The organism is Pseudomonas piscis (assembly GCF_009380155.1).
Lineage (GTDB): Bacteria > Pseudomonadota > Gammaproteobacteria > Pseudomonadales > Pseudomonadaceae > Aquipseudomonas > Aquipseudomonas piscis.
Map to the genome: position 1 here is coordinate 268,814 of NZ_WHUV01000001.1, position 15,015 is coordinate 283,828.

The following is a 15,015-nucleotide window of genomic DNA, read 5'->3' on the forward strand; positions in this document are numbered from 1 at the left end:
CAGTACGGATTGATCCATGTCCTCTCGCGAAATCCGCATCGCTACCCGCAAAAGTGCCTTGGCCTTGTGGCAGGCCGAATACGTCAAAGCCCGCCTGCAGGAGGCCCATCCAGGTCTTGTCGTGACCCTGGTGCCCATGGTCAGCCGTGGCGACAAGCTGCTGGACTCGCCACTGTCGAAAATCGGCGGCAAGGGCCTGTTCGTCAAGGAGCTGGAGACTGCCCTGCTGGAGAACCAGGCCGATATCGCCGTGCACTCGATGAAAGACGTGCCCATGGACTTTCCCGAAGGCCTGGGCCTGTTCTGCATCTGCGAACGTGAAGACCCGCGCGATGCCTTCGTCTCCAATACCTACGCCAGCCTCGAGCAGCTGCCGGCCGGCAGCGTGGTCGGCACCTCCAGCCTGCGCCGCCAGGCCCAGTTGCTGGCTCGCCGCCCTGACCTGCAGATCCGCTTCCTGCGGGGCAACGTCAATACCCGCCTGGCCAAGCTGGATGCCGGCGAGTACGACGCGATCATCCTGGCCGCTGCGGGCCTGATCCGCCTGGGCTTCGAAGACCGCATCCGTTCCTCCATCAGCGTCGAAGACAGCCTGCCCGCCGGTGGCCAGGGCGCGGTCGGTATCGAGTGCCGTAGTGCCGACAGCGAGATCCATGCGCTGCTGGCGCCCCTGCACCATGCCGACACCGCCAGCCGGGTGACCGCCGAGCGGGCGTTGAACAAGCACTTGAATGGTGGCTGCCAGGTGCCGATCGCCTGCTACGCCGTGCTCGAAGGCGACCAGCTCTGGCTGCGTGGCCTGGTGGGCGAGCCCAGCGGTGGTGTGTTGCTCAGCGCCGAGGCCCGGGCTCCACGAGCCAGTGCGGCCGAGTTGGGTGTGCAAGTGGCTGACGACCTGCTGGCCCAGGGCGCTGGCGATATCCTGCGCGCGGTCTATGGCGAGGCGGGCCAGGAGTGACTGGTTGGCGCCTGCTGCTGACCCGGCCGGCCGAGGATTGCGCTGCACTGGCGGCGATCTTGGCCGAGGCCGGAGTGGCCAGCGCCAGCCTGCCGTTGCTGGAGATCCAGCCCTTGCCCGTGACCCAGGCACAGCGTTCGACCCTGCTCGAGCTGGATCGTTACTGCGCGGTGATCGTGGTCAGCAAGCCGGCAGCCAACCTCGGTCTTGAGCTGCTGCGCCAGTATTGGCCGCAGCCTCCGGCCCAGGGCTGGTTCTGCGTGGGTGCCGGCACCGGCCAGATCCTCGCGGATGCCGGGCTGCCGGTGTTCTATCCCCAGGCCGGCGACGACAGCGAGGCCTTGCTTGAACTTCCCCAGTTGCGCGAGGCTATCGGCCAGCCAGAACCCAGGGTGTTGATCGTGCGGGGCGAGGGTGGTCGCGAACTGCTCTCCGAGCGCTTGCGCAGTCAAGGTGCTAGTGTCGATTATCTGGAACTCTACCGCCGTTGCCTGCCGCACTATGCCGAGGATGTGCTGCTGCGGCGGATCCAGGGGGAACGCTTGAACGGGCTGGTGGTCAGCAGTGGACAGGGTTTCAGCCACCTGCAGCAGTTGGCCGGCCAGGCCTGGCCGCAGTTGGCGAAGATGCCGTTGTTTGTTCCAAGCCCTCGGGTCGCCGAGATGGCGCGCGCCGCCGGGGCGGAAATAGTTGTGGATTGCCGCGGCGCCAGTGCCGCGGCTTTGCTAACGGCGTTACGGGAGCATCCCGTGCCCGTTCTCTAAACGCAAAGGATGGATACGTGAGCGAAACAGCCTTGCCTAAAGATGAACTCCAGCCGGTGCCCGAGACGCCGGCGCAACCCACGACCCCAGCCGTTGAGCGTCGTGGCAACGGGTTGGCGATACTGGCCCTGCTGCTGGGGGCGGCAGGGGTCGCTGTTGGTGGCTGGGGAGTCTGGCAGGTGCGCAACCTGCAGACCAACAACCAACAACAGTTGAGCCAATTGCAGGCACTGGGCGACCAGGCCCAGAGCTTCAAGCTCAGTGAGCAGCGCCTGAGCTCGCGACTGGAACAACTGCCCGCGGCCGATGAGCTGGAAGACCGCCGCCGCCTGGTAACGCAATTGCAAGGCGACCAGCAGCGCCTGAGCCAGCGCCTGGAGACAGTGCTCGGCGCCAGTCGCAAGGACTGGCGCCTGGCCGAGGCCGAGCACCTGTTGCGCCTGGCCAGCCTGCGCTTGTCGGCCCTGCAGGACATCAGCAGTGCCCAGGCCCTGGTCCAGGGTGCCGACGATATCCTGCGCGAGCAGAACGACCCGGGCGCCTTCGCCGCTCGCGAGCAACTGGCCAAGAGCCTGGCAGCCTTGCGCAGCACCGAGCAGCCGGATCGTACGGGCCTGTTCCTGCAATTGGGCGCCCTGCGTGACCAGGTACTGGAACTCAGCGCCGTGGCGCCGGAATACAAGGACCGGGGAGATTCGCTGCTGGGACTCACCGCCGACGGCGACGGCGCCAGCCGTTGGGCGCAGTGGTGGGACCAGGTTTCCCGCTACTTCCGCATCGATTTCAATGCCGACAAGAACATCCGTCCGCTGCTGGCCGGCCAGGGCCTGACCCAGGTACGCCTGGCCCTCAGCCTGGCGCTGGAACAGGCGCAATGGGCGGCGCTCAACGGCCAGGCGGCGGTCTATACCCAGGCCCTGACCGAAGCTCGTGACGTGCTGACCGGCAACTTCAACCAGGACAATCCGCAGAGCAAGATCATGCTCGAGCGCCTGGCCGAACTGGGCAAACAGCCGGTGACCGTGGTCACCCCGGACCTGGCCAAGACCCTGAGCACGGTCCAGGCCTACCTGGAGCGGCGTAGCCTCAGCGTCGAGGAATCGGTCAAGCCCCTGGCCAAGCCTGCGGCGAACACCGCCCGGGAGACCAGCCCATGAAGCGCGCCTATGTGATCGTCCTGCTGCTGATCGCCGCGATCGGCCTGCTGGGATTGGCCATTGCCGAACACCCGGGCTACGTACTGATCGCCTACAGCAACTTCCGCTATGAATCGAGCTTGTGGGCGACCCTGGCCCTGGTGGCGTTGGTATGGCTGGTGATCTGGGGCATCAAGCTGCTGGTTGAGCTGGTGATGGTTTCCGGCGGTGTGGTCAACCCCTGGTCGCGCCGCAATCGCAGCCGCCGGGTGCAGATCGCCATCGAGCAAGGCCAGATGGACCTTGCCGAAGGACGCTGGGCCAGCGCCCAGAAGCACCTGCACCGTGCCGCCGAGGCCGAGCGCCAACCGCTGTTGTATTACCTCGGCGCGGCCCGGGCGGCCAACGAGCAAGGCCACTACGAAGAGTGCGATAGCCTGCTGGAGCGGGCGCTCACCCGCCAGCCCCAGGCTGAATTGGCCGTTGCCCTGAGCCACGCCCAATTGCAGACCGACCGGGGCGACACCGAAGGTGCGCTGACCACCCTGCAAGCCATGCATGAGCGCCATCCCCATAGCGTCCAGGTCTTGCGTCAACTGCAGCGCCTGCACCAACAGCGTGGCGACTGGCCGGCGCTGATCCGCCTGTTGCCGGAGCTGCGCAAAGGCAAGGCCTTGCCGGCCAGCGAGTTGCAGGAGCTGGAGCGCCGCGCCTGGGGCGAGAACCTGGGGCTGGCCGCGCGCCGTGAAGAAGACCAGGCCACGTCCTTGCAGTCGCTCAACCGCTCCTGGCAGCAATTGACCGCCGCCCAACGTCAGGAGCCACAACTGGTGTTGGCCTATGCCGAGCAGTTGCGCCAGCTGGGTGCCGGGGCCGAAGCCGAGGAGACGCTGCGCACGGCGATCAAGCGCAAGTATGAAAGCCACCTGGCGCGGCTGTATGGCCTGGTGCGTGGCAGCGACCCTGCGCGTCAGTTGCAAACGGCCGAGCACTGGCTCAAGGAACATGCGGATGATCCGGGGCTGCTGCTGACCCTGGGCCGCCTGAGCTTGCAGAACAGCCTCTGGGGCAAGGCCCGCGACTACCTGGAGAGCAGCCTGCGCCTGGAGCGCAATCCCGAAGCCTGCGCCGAACTCGCCCGCCTGCTGGCACAGCTGGGAGATACCGAGCGCAGCAACCAGCTGTTCCAGGAGGGCCTGGGATTACTGGACGAGCGCCTGTTGGCCGCTCCCTTGCCGGTCCCGGCACGGGCCTGACGCAACTTGGGCCGGTTGCCTGTCGCGGGCAACCGGCCTTTTTACACTCCGCTTGCCCAGCCACAGCCGATCGGTCTTCGAGCGGACATGGCTTGGCGCTCCTTGAAAGGAGCGAGCGCTTTCTCTACCGTGGCTGCCTGTTTCTTCCGTTGCGGATATCCCATGTCGCTGGCCGGCTCTCGCTCGCTGTTCTCCCTGGTGTTCCTGGTGGGGGCCTTTGCCTCGTGGGCGGCCTTCAACCTGCAAGCCGGAGGTGGCCTGGAGTCGTGCCCGCTGTGGAGCGTGCAGCGCGGGCTGATGCTGCTGCTCGCCGGCACCAACCTGCTGGCTGCGCTGCAAGGGCCCATGCGCTGGGGGCGCCCTTTGTACTGGGGGCTGAACCTGCTGCTGGGAGTGTTGGGGGTGATCACCGCAGGGCGCCATGTACTGCTGCAGAACATTCCTTCCGAGCAATTGCTGGCGTGTCTGCCGGACATGCCATTCATGCTGCGCCACCTATCTTGGTGGCAAGCGCTGCAATTGGTCTTCATGGGGACCGCGGACTGCGCAGAGGTTTCCTGGACCCTGCTCGACATGAGCCTGCCGGAGTGGAGCCTGCTGTTTTTCCTGCTGGTCCTGGCCTTGAGCGGTTATCGCCTGCAACGCTCGCTACGGGCCGCGCGCCAGGCTGCAGCGTTGCCCTGAGTCAGTGTTTGGCGGGGGACAGCGGATTAAACGCTTGTATGAACTTTATCTCCTGCGTACCTTGAAGCTGTTGTCGTGCGGGCATAATCTGGCCCGCACCTGTCACTCTAATTCGCTTGCTCGATGCTGTTGCGCCTGACCTGATCCAGGGTCTCCATGGGGGACGGCGGTCAATGGCATGACCCTTGAGGGAAGAGAGATCACCATGCTCGAAAGTTGTCAGAATGCTCAGGAACGTTGGGGTGGAGTTCATCTGCTGATCGACCGCTGGTTGCAGGCGCGTCATGAACTGGTTCGAGCCTATGATGTGCTGGGCGCCGAACCCGAGGCGCTGAGCAAGAGCAAGAAACCCCTGCAAGAGTTCTGCGGAATCCTGGTGGATTATGTCTCCGCCGGACATTTTGAAATCTACGAACAGCTGACCAGCGAAGCCAAGGCCTTTGGTGACAAGCGCGGTCTGGAGCTGGCCGACACCCTCTACCCGCGCATCGACGTGATCACCGAGAAGCTCCTGGCCTTCAACGACCTGTGCGACGCCGGACAATGCGTGGCGCAAAAATTCAAGGAGCTGGGTGGCCTGCTGCACGAGCGCTTCGAGCTTGAAGATTGCCTGATCGAAGTACTGCACAACGCCCACAAGCAGGAGACGGTGGCCCAGGCCTGAGAGCCGGTCCGCCGGTACATGAAACGGCACGCCAAGGCGTGCCGTTTTCGTTTCCGGGTTTCAGCCGGCGACAGCCAGCAATTCGATCTCGAACACCAGTGGCGTGTAGGGCGCGATCAGGTCGCCGGCGCCTTCGGTGCCATAGGCCTGGCTGGATGGAATCACCAGGCGCCAGCGGGCGCCGGTAGGCATCTGCGCCAGGGCGCTGCGCCAGCCGGCGATCACGCTGTCCAGGCGGAACCACTGCGGCTGCCGGGCTTCGTCGAACACGGTGCCATCGGGCAGGCGGCCGGTGTAGCGCACCTGGACCGAGCCGTTGGGGTTGGGTTTTGTACCATTGCCGGGAGCCAGCTCAGTAAGCAGGATGCCGTCCGCCAGCTGGCGAACCCCGGGCCTGGCCTTTTCCTCGTCGAGAAAACGTCGTTCGTTTTCCAGTGCGGCTTCGATCTGCGACTTGGCCGATTGCTCGCTGATCTGCGCGTCGTGCTGGGTGAGGATCTGCTCGATGCGCTCGTTCTTGAGCGCCAGCGGCTTGCCGCGATATGCAGCTTTCAAACCCTCCACCAGGGCCTGGATCTGCAGGTCCGGAACTTCGTCGCGCAGCCGTTCGCCGAGGCTCGCACCGAGGCTGTAGGCAAGATCGTGGGCGTCGTCGGGCGGCGGTTCGGCGGTGGCGTGGGCCAACGGCAAGAACAGGCTCAAGGACAAAAACAGGTAACGCGACATGGGCACTCTCCGGCCTGAGTAGCGGTGGATTATGCCAGCGACGAAGCGCTCGTTGGTGGGCAACTTCCAGGGCGGCGAAGAACATTTTCGATCGGCTGCAACGCGCGGCTTTCGATACTGTCAACATGGCCTAGCGGCGGTAACAGCAGAGGTCTAGTATGAGCCGCAACTCACGTCAGCCAGGAGGTAAACCATGTCGGCCAATAAGAAGCCTGTAAATACTCCGTTGCACTTGCTCCAACAGCTGTCGGGCAGCTTGCTCGAACACTTGGAAAACGCTTGTTCCCAAGCCCTGGCCGATGCTGAAAAACTGCTCGCCAAGCTGGAGAAACAACGAGGCAAGGCCCAGGAAAAACTGCACAAGTCGCGCACCAAACTGCAAGACGCCGCTGCAGCTGGCAAAGCCAAGGCACAAGCCAAGGCCAAGGCCGCAGCGCAAGAACTCGAAGAGTTGCTGGACGCACTGAAAGAGCGTCAGGCACAAACCCGCAGCTACATCCTGCAACTCAAGCGCGATGCCCAGGAAAGCCTGAAGCTGGCCCAGGGCGTTGGCAAGGTGAAGGAAGCCGCCGCCAAGGCGCTGACCACTCGTGATGCCAAGCCAGTTGTGGTCGCCGCGAAAAAGCCGGCCGCCAAGCCAGCGGCTAAACCTGCCGCCAAGGCCGCCGCGAAACCAGCAACCAAACCGGCTGCCAAGGCTGCTGCGAAACCTGCCGCCAAGCCGGCAGCAAAACCCGCTGCCAAACCAGCACCGGCCAAGACTGCCGCAGCCAAACCTGCTGCGAAGCCAGCAGCCAAGCCTGTCGCCGCCAAGCCAGCGGCTAAACCAGCTGCCAAGGCCGCCGCGAAACCAGCCGTCAAGCCCGCTGCCAAACCGGCAGCCAAGCCCGCACCGGCCAGGACTGCCGCTGCCAAGCCAGCTGCAGCCAAGCCCGCTGCCAAACCAGCTGCGGCCAAGGCGCCAGTGAAGGCTGCGGCCAAACCGGCAGCCAAGCCAACTGCTGCGGCCAAGCCTGCTGCATCTTCGGCAGCCAAGCCTGCTGCCGCCAAACCTGCGGCCAAGCCCGCAGCGAAGAAGCCAGCCGCCAAACCTGCGGCCGCCAAGCCAGCTACCAAGCCAGCCGCCAAACCCGCTGCACCAGCCGCCAAGCCAGCCGCGGCAGCTCCAACCCCAGCGGCTTCGCCGGCTCCCGCGGCGACAAGCGCTCCGGCAGCTGCTCCAGCGACCCCGGCCGCCAGCACCCCCTCCAGCGCTTCCTAAGCGCTAGCCACCGCGGCGCTCAGCACCTGCAGTGCGCCGCGGTCGGTGGCTCCGTCCGCCAGTCCTTCCAGCCAGTCGTCCAGGCTCCCGGCCTGGTCTGCGGGCCAGTCCCGTACCTGCTCCTGCAAGCGCAACAGCAACCGGCGCTCGGCTTCCAGTTCCAGTGACTTGAGCTGCTCGCGCAGCGTGCCCAGGTCGGTATCGGTGGTTGCCGCCGTGCGCCAATCAATGCGCAACGCCCGCAGTGGTCGGATCACGTCTCGCTGCCATGGCCCGGCCAGCGCCATGAGCCGCGCCAGGCGCTGGCCATCGCACTTCACGCCGCGCCAGCCAAGCCAGGCGCCGCAGAGCAGCAGGCAGACATCGGCGCCGTCGTCCTGCAAGCGCAGGCAGGCTTCCTGCACGCCGGGCAGGGCATAGGTCTTGAGGGAAAAACTCCACAGGTCCGAGGACATAGTGCTACTCGCGCCAGTTGCGAGCGAAGCTGGTAGACTCCGCCGCCATTATGATTCGACTTCAGAACCTGACTTTACAGCGTGGTCCGCAACGTCTGCTAGAAGACGCCGAGCTGACCCTGCACGCCGGCCAGAAAGCCGGCCTGATCGGTGCCAATGGTGCCGGCAAATCCAGCCTGTTCGCCTTGCTGCGCGGTGAGCTGCATCCGGATTCGGGTGACTGCTTCCTGCCCGCCGATTGGCGTATCGCCCACATGCGCCAGGAGGTCGATACCCTCGAGCGCCTGGCCGTGGACTATGTGCTCGATGGCGACCTGCGCCTGCGAGAGGTGCAGCGCGACCTGGCCGCCGCCGAAGCGGCCCAGGACGGTGCCGCCCAGGCCCGCCTGCACGCCGAGCTCGACAGCGCCGATGGCTATACCGCCGATGCCCGGGCGCGCAAGCTGCTGGCCGGGCTGGGGTTCACCAACGAGCAGATGGATCGCCAGGTCGGCGACTTCTCCGGGGGCTGGCGGATGCGCCTGAACCTGGCCCAGGCCCTGATGTGCCCATCGGATCTGTTGCTGCTCGACGAGCCCACCAACCACCTGGACCTGGACGCGATCCTCTGGCTGGAAGACTGGCTCAAGGGGTATCCCGGTACCTTGCTGCTGATTTCCCACGATCGCGATTTCCTCGATGCCGTGGTCGACCATGTGGCCCATGTCGAGCAGCGCAAGCTCACCCTCTATCGCGGTGGCTACAGTGCCTTCGAGCGTGCCCGGGCCGAACGCCTGGCCCAGCAGCAGCAAGCCTACGAGAAGCAGCAGGCGCAGCGTGCGCACATGGAGAAGTACATCGCCCGCTTCAAGGCCCAGGCCACCAAGGCCCGCCAGGCCCAGAGCCGGATCAAGGCCCTGGAGCGCATGGAGGAGCTGTCGGCGGCCCACGTCGATTCGCCTTTCGACTTCGTGTTCCGTGAGTCGCAGAAGATCTCCAGCCCACTGCTCGACCTGTCCGATGCTCGTCTGGGCTATGGCGACAAGACGGTGTTGGAGAAGGTCAAGCTGCAGCTCACTCCGGGAGCGCGGATCGGCCTGCTGGGCCCCAACGGTGCTGGCAAGTCGACCCTGATCAAGAACCTCTCCGGCGAGCTGGCGCCGTTGGCCGGGCGCCTGACCCGGGGCGAGAACACCGTGGTCGGCTATTTCGCCCAGCACCAGCTGGACTCCCTGGATTCCAAGGCCAGCCCGCTGCTGCACTTGCAACGCCTGGCGCCCACCGAGCGTGAGCAGACCCTGCGCGACTTCCTCGGCGGGTTCGACTTCCGGGGGGCACGTATCGACGAGCCGGTGCTGAATTTCTCCGGTGGCGAAAAGGCCCGGCTGGCCCTGGCGCTGATCGCCTGGGATCGCCCCAACCTGCTGCTGCTCGACGAACCGACCAACCACCTGGACCTGGAGATGCGCCTGGCCCTGACCATGGCCCTGCAAGAGTTCAGCGGTGCGGTACTGGTGGTCTCCCACGATCGCCACCTGCTCAAGAGCACCACCGACAACTTCCTGCTGGTGGCCGACGGCAAGGTCGAGGAGTTCGACGGCGACCTGGATGACTACGCCCGCTGGCTGGTGGACTACCGCCTGCGCAGCGCGCCAGCCAGTAGTGCGCCGGTGAACGCCGACAAGACCGACAAGAAGGCCCAGCGCCAGGCCGCCGCGGCCCTGCGCCAGCAACTGGCACCGCACAAGCGCGAGGCCGAGAAGCTCGAGGCCGAGCTGGGCAAGGTCCATGCTCGCCTGGCGCAGATCGAGGCCAGCCTTGGCGACAGCGAGCTGTATGAAGCGGCCCGCAAGGATGAGCTGCGCGACCTGCTGGCCGAGCAGGCCAAGCTCAAGATCCGCGAGTCCGAGCTGGAAGAAGCCTGGATGGAAGCCCTGGAGCTGCTGGAGAGCATGCAGGCGGAGCTGGAGGCGTTGTCCTGATGGAGACCCTGCAACTGCCGTTGCCGGCGCAGTGGATCGGCCCGTTGTGGCTTGGCGTGCAGATCCTGCTGATCCTCCTGGCGGGCTACCTGGCCCAGCGTTTCGTGGCCCGTGGCCTGACCCGCCTGGGCCAGCGCTATCCATTCCCGCCGCAGTTGCTGATGCCCCTGCGTGGAGGGCTGCGCTGGCTGATCATGGGCAGCGCGGTGATCTTCGTGCTGGAGCGCCTGGGCGTATCGGCCACGGTATTGTGGACCGCCCTGTCCGGTTTCGTCGCGGTGGCGGCCGTGGCGTTCTTCGCCATGTGGAGCGTGCTCTCCAACCTGCTGTGCGCGATCCTGATCTTCACCGTCGGCCCGTTTCGCCTGGGCGATGTGGTGGAGCTGGTGGATACCCTCGACAAGCCGGGAATCAAGGGCCGGGTGGTGGCCATCAACCTGCTCTACACCACCCTGATCGAACCCGAGGAGGCCGGTACCGGCAGCGCCATGGTGCAGGTGCCCAATAGCCTGTTCTTCCAGCGCTCGGTGCGCCGTTGGCGTGGCACTGATGTGCTGCCTGTGGGGCTCGACGAGACGTAGCCGGCCATAGCCCGTTCGCTGTGGCCGTTGCCGAAGTCCGCGAGCAGCAGCGGCCCTTGGCCAGGCCCGCATCACTTCCCGATAAAAAAACATGGTCAGCCACGGATCGGAGGATTAGCTTAGGCAGTCACGTCCAATTCGATCCGAGGTGTGCGATGGTGCTTGAGACATGGCTGGCGTTCTTCGCCGCCAGTTGGGTAATCAGTCTTTCTCCGGGAGCCGGCGCGATCGCGTCGATGTCCTGTGGCCTGCAATACGGCTTCTGGCGTGGTTACTGGAACGCCCTGGGACTGCAACTGGGCCTGGCCATGCAGATCGCCATCGTCGCCGCGGGTGTCGGCGCGATCCTGGCGGCTTCCGCCACGGCCTTCTATGCCATCAAGTGGTTCGGCGTGGCCTACCTGGTGTACCTGGCGGTCAAGCAATGGCGCTCCGTACCCAGCGATCTTAGCGACGACGCAGCCATCCGGCCGATCGGCAAGCCCCTGGCCCTGGTGTTCCGCGGGTTCCTGGTGAACATCAGCAACCCCAAGGCGCTGGTGTTCATGCTGGCGGTACTGCCGCAGTTCATCGACCCCCACGCCCCCCTGCTCAAGCAGTACCTGATCCTCGGCGCCACCATGATCGTCGTCGACCTGATCGTCATGGCCGGCTATACCGGGCTGGCTTCCAAGGTCCTGCGCCTGTTGCGCACCCCGGTCCAGCAGCGGCGCATGAACCGTACCTTCGCCGGCCTGTTCCTGGGCGCGGCGGGCTTGTTGGCGACGATCCGCAAGGCTGCGGTCTAGCTGCCCCGGCCATAAAAAAGGCGACCTGCGGGTCGCCTTTTTCATTGCCTGCCTGCTCAGCGCAGGATCACCGGAGCGGTGTCTGCCGGCAGGTTGTTGCGGGTCGGCGCCTGGCCCTGGGGCGCGTAGCCGCCGCGGCCCAGTTGCTCGGCCATCTGCCGGGTGACGTCCTCGCCCAGGGCCTTGGAGACTTCGCGCACCACCCGTGGACGGTTCAGCGAGACACGAATGTCGCGGCTGTTCACCAGCTTGGTGTCCTGGCCTTCGCCCATGGCGGTGAACGCCGAGGTGATCTCGAAGGTGCGGGTGTTGATCAGGCTGAAATCCGCCACCAGGGTCAGGCCCAGGATCGCTGAGTAGCTGTTGGTTTCAGCAATCTCGTTGATGTCCTGGGTGAAGTCGATATCCGACACCGTGCCGAACAGCACGTAGTCGGCGCCCTTGAAGTTACCGGCCTTGATGCGCTTGATCACGTCGTAGACGTTGGCCTTGGACGCCTCGGTGTGGGGCGAGCCCTGCACCAGCTGGAACATCCCGGACTTGAGGATCCCGCCCTTGATGTCACCGGTGAACTTGCGCAGCTCGCCTTCCTCGATGTAGCTGGTGCTGGCTTCCAGCTCGTTGTAGCTGGATGAGCCACTGGCGCTGTAGTAGCCCTCGCGGTAGTTCTGCTGGGCCGAGACCACGTGGATGTATTCCTGCACACGTTCCTGGTAGGCCAGGTCCATGACTGCGACTTTGGGGGCCGCCTGCGCACCGAATGCGCAGGCCAGGGCCAGGATGCCGATCCATGCACGCATTGCTTAGCGCTCCGTGGTCTTGCGGATCTCTTTTTCGTCCATCCATTCAGCCAGACCGCTTTCGACGTCGATCAGTTGCAGGCTGAATTTGTAGAAGACGTCCTTGTAGTCGCTGCTGCGCTTGACGATGGAGCTGATGGAGCCCTCGAGGCGGTACTTGGCGGCGATCATGTTGCCGGTCTTGGCCACGCTGGACTTCTTGTACAGGCCGCTCTGGTTCTGCAGCTTGAGCTGGTCGACCTGGCTCTGCATGGCGTTGTTGTCGCTGGCGAAGCGGGCAGTGCCGGACTTCATCAGCTGGGTCTTGATCGACGTGGTGATCTCGCGGGTGTCGATGTATTCGCTGGTCTTGTTCTTCACGTCGTAGACCTGCACCACTGGGCGACCCTGGAGGATGCCGGACTGGGCCAGGGAGCGGGTCATGGATTCGGCGATCATCTGCAGGTCGGTGGAGCCGAACTCGTTGGTCACCAGTTCCACGGCCTTGCTGTCGCCGTAGCTGATGTTCTTGCCGCCCAGGACCGGGGAGTTGTTGGCGCAGCCGCTGGCCAGCAGGGCGGCCACGGCGAGGAAGGAAAAGCGTGCAAACATGGAAGTGCTCTCTTGATCGGGTTCAGGGACGACTTATTGGGTTTTGACTTCCAGGCGGAAGTCGGTGGCCTTGGGTACCGGGGCGATGGCCGGCAGGAAGCTGGCCTGGGAGCCGTACAGGTTGAAGACTTTCCAGCTTTCTTCATCGGCGACCGGGAAGCCGTCGTCGCCCAGCCAGGCAAAGCGGTAGTACATGGCCTTGTTGCTGCGGCTGGTGTTGTTCAGCGCCACCTTGACCGTCAGGAAGCCGTTCTCACGGGCGACCCGCATCGCACCGACGGTGATGTCGTCGAACTTGCCCATCACCACCACCTTGCTGGCGGCGCTGCCGGGGGCGGGAGGTGGTGGGGTGGCGCAGCCGGCCAGGAGGGCCAGGGCAGCGACGGCGAGAAGTTTCAAGCGCATGGGATGCTCCGCTCAGGGACGTTGGTTGCTGGCCATGTTCTGGCCGACGTTGTTCGGGATGACGTGGGCGGCCAGGCCGCTGCTGAACACCTGGTTGCCGACCACGCGCAGGGCGATCACCTGGTAGCGCTGGTCGACCTTGACCAGCACCTGGGTGCCGCCCAGGGCGCTGGGCAGGCTGAGCCTGTGCTCGCCCTGCTTGAGGCGCAGGCGTGTCACCTGGGTGGCGTCCGGCAGGGTGCGCCAGGTGCGGGTGTCGGCGCCTTCGGTGATGGCCGAGGCCAGGCCCACGGCGAGGCCGGCCAGGGGGTTGGCCTCGTTCAGGTTCTTTTGCGCGACGCCACGGGTCACGGCGCGCACGGTGGTGCGCAGGATGATGCCCGGCATGTCGTCGCGCAGGGCGCGGCGGGACATGGCAGTGGTGCTGTTGAGCAGGGTCAGGTCCTGCTGCCGGTCGTCGATGCCGATCTGGGCGAAGGCCTGGGTCGAGGTGTCGGCCTTGATCACCGGGAACGACAGCGGGGTGATCACCAGCTTGTCGTGGATCGGGATGGGCAGGGGGATGCGCACCGAGTCGCGGGCCGGGGCCAGGCCGCTCTGCACCACGATCAGCACTTCGCTTTCATCCGCTGCCAGGGCCGCTGGCGCCGGTGGGCGGACCGGGGTCTTGGCCGCGACCTTGCGTTTGTTCTTGCCCGAAGCCTTGGCTGGAGCCTCGGCCTGTACCGGTTCCACCGGGGCGTCCAGGTTCAGCAGGGCCTGTTCCAGCAGCGGTGTGTTGGGGCGCAACTCGGCGGCCTTGCGGTAACCGGGGGCCGCCAGGTCCTTCTCGCCCAGGGCCTCGTAGACGAAGCCCGCCAGGTAGTGGCTGAAGGCGCTCTGGTAGCTGTTCTTCAGGTTGGTCACTTCCGGGGCGTCGAGGGCGGCCACCGGGTAGCCCTGGAGGTCCTTGTACTGGGTCTTGATTCCTTGCTTCTCGGCTTCGTCCTCGCGCTTGAGGTATTCCTTGTCCCGCAGTTCGGCGATCACCGCTTCGCGTTCGTGGGTCTTCTTGATCGCCATGCGGGCGCCGTCGAAGTCGTTGCTGGCCAGCAGGTTCATGGCCATCTGGGTGGTCAGCATGACCTTTTCGTAGTCGTAGCCTTCGTAGCGGCGGACCTTGTCGTTGATCAGGAAACTACCGAACTGGGCCAGGTATTTCTCGCTGTCGAACTTGACCGAGTCTTCCCAGTTGCCCACCACTTGGTCGGCGTGGCCCCAGGCTGCCTGGCTGCCGGCCAGGTCGCCCTTGGCGCGCAGCAGTTCACCCTTTTCGAAGTAGTAGAGCAGGTCCTTGTCTTCACCCTGGTTGTTCTTTTCCAGCAGGGTCAGGGCGGCATCGAGGTTGCCGGCGCGCAGCTGCTGATTGGTTTCCTGGAGTTCGCTGTCGTAGCTGCGAAAGACCGAACAGCCGGCAAGCAGAGTGATTGCGCCGAGCGCAACCGTGGTGAGGGCGCGGGATGCCATGGGTACTTCTTCTTCCCTGAATGAAACAGCCTGGCTGCGGGTCGGGCTGGACGAACCCTCTGGCAGGAAAGCTGGGCACCTGCCAATTCCTCATTAAAAGAGGAGCTTAAATAGCGACTCGCGATAACGAGGGCGCGGCATTATAGACATCGGACCTGGCGCTGTAATGGCTTTTTAACGTTGTCTTGATTGGTGATTGCCAGTATCGGGCAACGACTTGCGGAGATCTTCGACGCGCAGTTGTGGGCTGTTGCGGCAGGCAGTGCAGAGGAAGCGTGAGCTTGTCGATGCTGAAACGCTTGATCGGCAATAGATGCCGACAATTTGCGTTAACCCGCTGAGTACCTGTGCCGGTGCCGTCGGCCTGGCCACGAGGCTGCACAAGAAACAGCAGAGGAGGAACCGCAGGGCTAGTGCTTGCGGGCTGAAGATGTTTCAGAGGGCCGATAACCCTTGAGTGAAACCGATTGGAAGGGAAC

Annotated in this window: 16 protein-coding genes; 10 read left to right on the forward strand and 6 right to left on the reverse strand. The window is 64.9% G+C overall.

Going from position 1 to position 15,015, the window contains the following annotated elements; all coding sequences use genetic code 11:
- Window positions 1-16: 16 nt before the first annotated feature.
- The 6 genes from hemC (at window position 17) to GDH07_RS01265 (ending at window position 5,462) form a co-directional block, all read left to right on the forward strand.
- Window positions 17-958: a hydroxymethylbilane synthase gene (hemC, locus tag GDH07_RS01240; protein ID WP_022641788.1), complete on the forward strand. Its 942-nt coding sequence runs from the start codon at window positions 17-19 to the stop codon at window positions 956-958.
- Window positions 955-1,722 carry a uroporphyrinogen-III synthase gene (locus GDH07_RS01245; protein WP_343038071.1) on the forward strand — a complete coding sequence of 256 codons (768 nt, stop codon included), beginning with the start codon at window positions 955-957 and terminating at the stop codon, window positions 1,720-1,722. The genes hemC and GDH07_RS01245 overlap by 4 nt, the downstream gene beginning before the upstream one ends.
- Before the next feature lie 17 nt (window positions 1,723-1,739).
- The gene (locus tag GDH07_RS01250) at window positions 1,740-2,879 is read left to right on the forward strand and encodes a uroporphyrinogen-III C-methyltransferase (protein WP_343038073.1); all 1,140 of its coding nucleotides are present in this window, start codon (window positions 1,740-1,742) and stop codon (window positions 2,877-2,879) included.
- Window positions 2,876-4,114, forward strand: coding sequence for a heme biosynthesis protein HemY (locus GDH07_RS01255; protein WP_053133715.1), 1,239 nt, complete (start codon window positions 2,876-2,878; stop codon window positions 4,112-4,114). Before GDH07_RS01250 ends, GDH07_RS01255 begins: the two co-directional genes overlap by 4 nt.
- Before the next feature lie 162 nt (window positions 4,115-4,276).
- Window positions 4,277-4,798, forward strand: coding sequence for a disulfide bond formation protein B (locus GDH07_RS01260; RefSeq protein ID WP_152896521.1), 522 nt, complete (start codon window positions 4,277-4,279; stop codon window positions 4,796-4,798).
- A gap of 205 nt (window positions 4,799-5,003) precedes the next feature.
- Window positions 5,004-5,462 (forward strand): Rsd/AlgQ family anti-sigma factor, encoded by a 459-nt coding sequence (locus GDH07_RS01265; protein WP_022641784.1) that lies wholly within the window; start codon window positions 5,004-5,006, stop codon window positions 5,460-5,462.
- A gap of 60 nt (window positions 5,463-5,522) precedes the next feature.
- On the opposite strand, the gene GDH07_RS01270 is transcribed toward GDH07_RS01265, so the two are convergent.
- Complete coding sequence (locus tag GDH07_RS01270) at window positions 5,523-6,188, reverse strand: FKBP-type peptidyl-prolyl cis-trans isomerase (RefSeq protein ID WP_152896522.1); 666 nt, start codon at window positions 6,186-6,188, stop codon at window positions 5,523-5,525.
- 193 nt (window positions 6,189-6,381) lie between these two features.
- Between GDH07_RS01270 and GDH07_RS01275 the strand changes: the two genes are divergently transcribed.
- Window positions 6,382-7,449 carry an AlgP family protein gene (locus GDH07_RS01275; RefSeq protein ID WP_152896523.1) on the forward strand — a complete coding sequence of 356 codons (1,068 nt, stop codon included), beginning with the start codon at window positions 6,382-6,384 and terminating at the stop codon, window positions 7,447-7,449.
- Here the strand turns inward: GDH07_RS01275 and GDH07_RS01280 are convergent.
- Window positions 7,446-7,904, reverse strand: a complete 459-nt coding sequence (locus tag GDH07_RS01280; RefSeq protein ID WP_152896524.1) for a TIGR02444 family protein — start codon at window positions 7,902-7,904, stop codon at window positions 7,446-7,448. The genes GDH07_RS01275 and GDH07_RS01280 overlap by 4 nt on opposite strands.
- 50 nt (window positions 7,905-7,954) lie before the next feature.
- On the opposite strand from GDH07_RS01280, the gene GDH07_RS01285 reads away from it, so the two are divergent.
- The 3 genes from GDH07_RS01285 (at window position 7,955) to GDH07_RS01295 (ending at window position 11,234) form a co-directional block, all read left to right on the forward strand.
- Window positions 7,955-9,865, forward strand: coding sequence for an ATP-binding cassette domain-containing protein (locus GDH07_RS01285; RefSeq protein WP_152896525.1), 1,911 nt, complete (start codon window positions 7,955-7,957; stop codon window positions 9,863-9,865).
- Window positions 9,865-10,446: a mechanosensitive ion channel family protein gene (locus GDH07_RS01290; protein ID WP_022641777.1), complete on the forward strand. Its 582-nt coding sequence runs from the start codon at window positions 9,865-9,867 to the stop codon at window positions 10,444-10,446. The genes GDH07_RS01285 and GDH07_RS01290 overlap by 1 nt, the downstream gene beginning before the upstream one ends.
- A 155-nt stretch (window positions 10,447-10,601) precedes the next feature.
- On the forward strand, window positions 10,602-11,234 hold the full coding sequence (locus GDH07_RS01295) for a LysE family transporter (RefSeq protein WP_031320684.1): 633 nt from the start codon (window positions 10,602-10,604) through the stop codon (window positions 11,232-11,234).
- Between the two features lie 56 nt (window positions 11,235-11,290).
- Here GDH07_RS01295 and GDH07_RS01300 read toward each other — a convergent pair whose 3' ends face one another.
- Genes GDH07_RS01300 through GDH07_RS01315 form a run of 4 tightly spaced genes read right to left on the reverse strand, consistent with a single transcriptional unit; the run spans window position 11,291 to window position 14,536 of the window.
- The gene (locus GDH07_RS01300) at window positions 11,291-12,034 is read right to left on the reverse strand and encodes a hypothetical protein (RefSeq protein WP_022641775.1); all 744 of its coding nucleotides are present in this window, start codon (window positions 12,032-12,034) and stop codon (window positions 11,291-11,293) included.
- A gap of 3 nt (window positions 12,035-12,037) precedes the next feature.
- Window positions 12,038-12,625: a penicillin-binding protein activator LpoB gene (lpoB, locus tag GDH07_RS01305; RefSeq protein ID WP_022641774.1), complete on the reverse strand. Its 588-nt coding sequence runs from the start codon at window positions 12,623-12,625 to the stop codon at window positions 12,038-12,040.
- A gap of 33 nt (window positions 12,626-12,658) precedes the next feature.
- Window positions 12,659-13,030: a YcfL family putative periplasmic lipoprotein gene (locus GDH07_RS01310; RefSeq protein ID WP_022641773.1), complete on the reverse strand. Its 372-nt coding sequence runs from the start codon at window positions 13,028-13,030 to the stop codon at window positions 12,659-12,661.
- A 12-nt stretch (window positions 13,031-13,042) separates the two neighbouring features.
- Window positions 13,043-14,536, reverse strand: a complete 1,494-nt coding sequence (locus tag GDH07_RS01315; RefSeq protein ID WP_152896526.1) for a COG3014 family protein — start codon at window positions 14,534-14,536, stop codon at window positions 13,043-13,045.
- Window positions 14,537-15,015 lie beyond the last annotated feature (479 nt).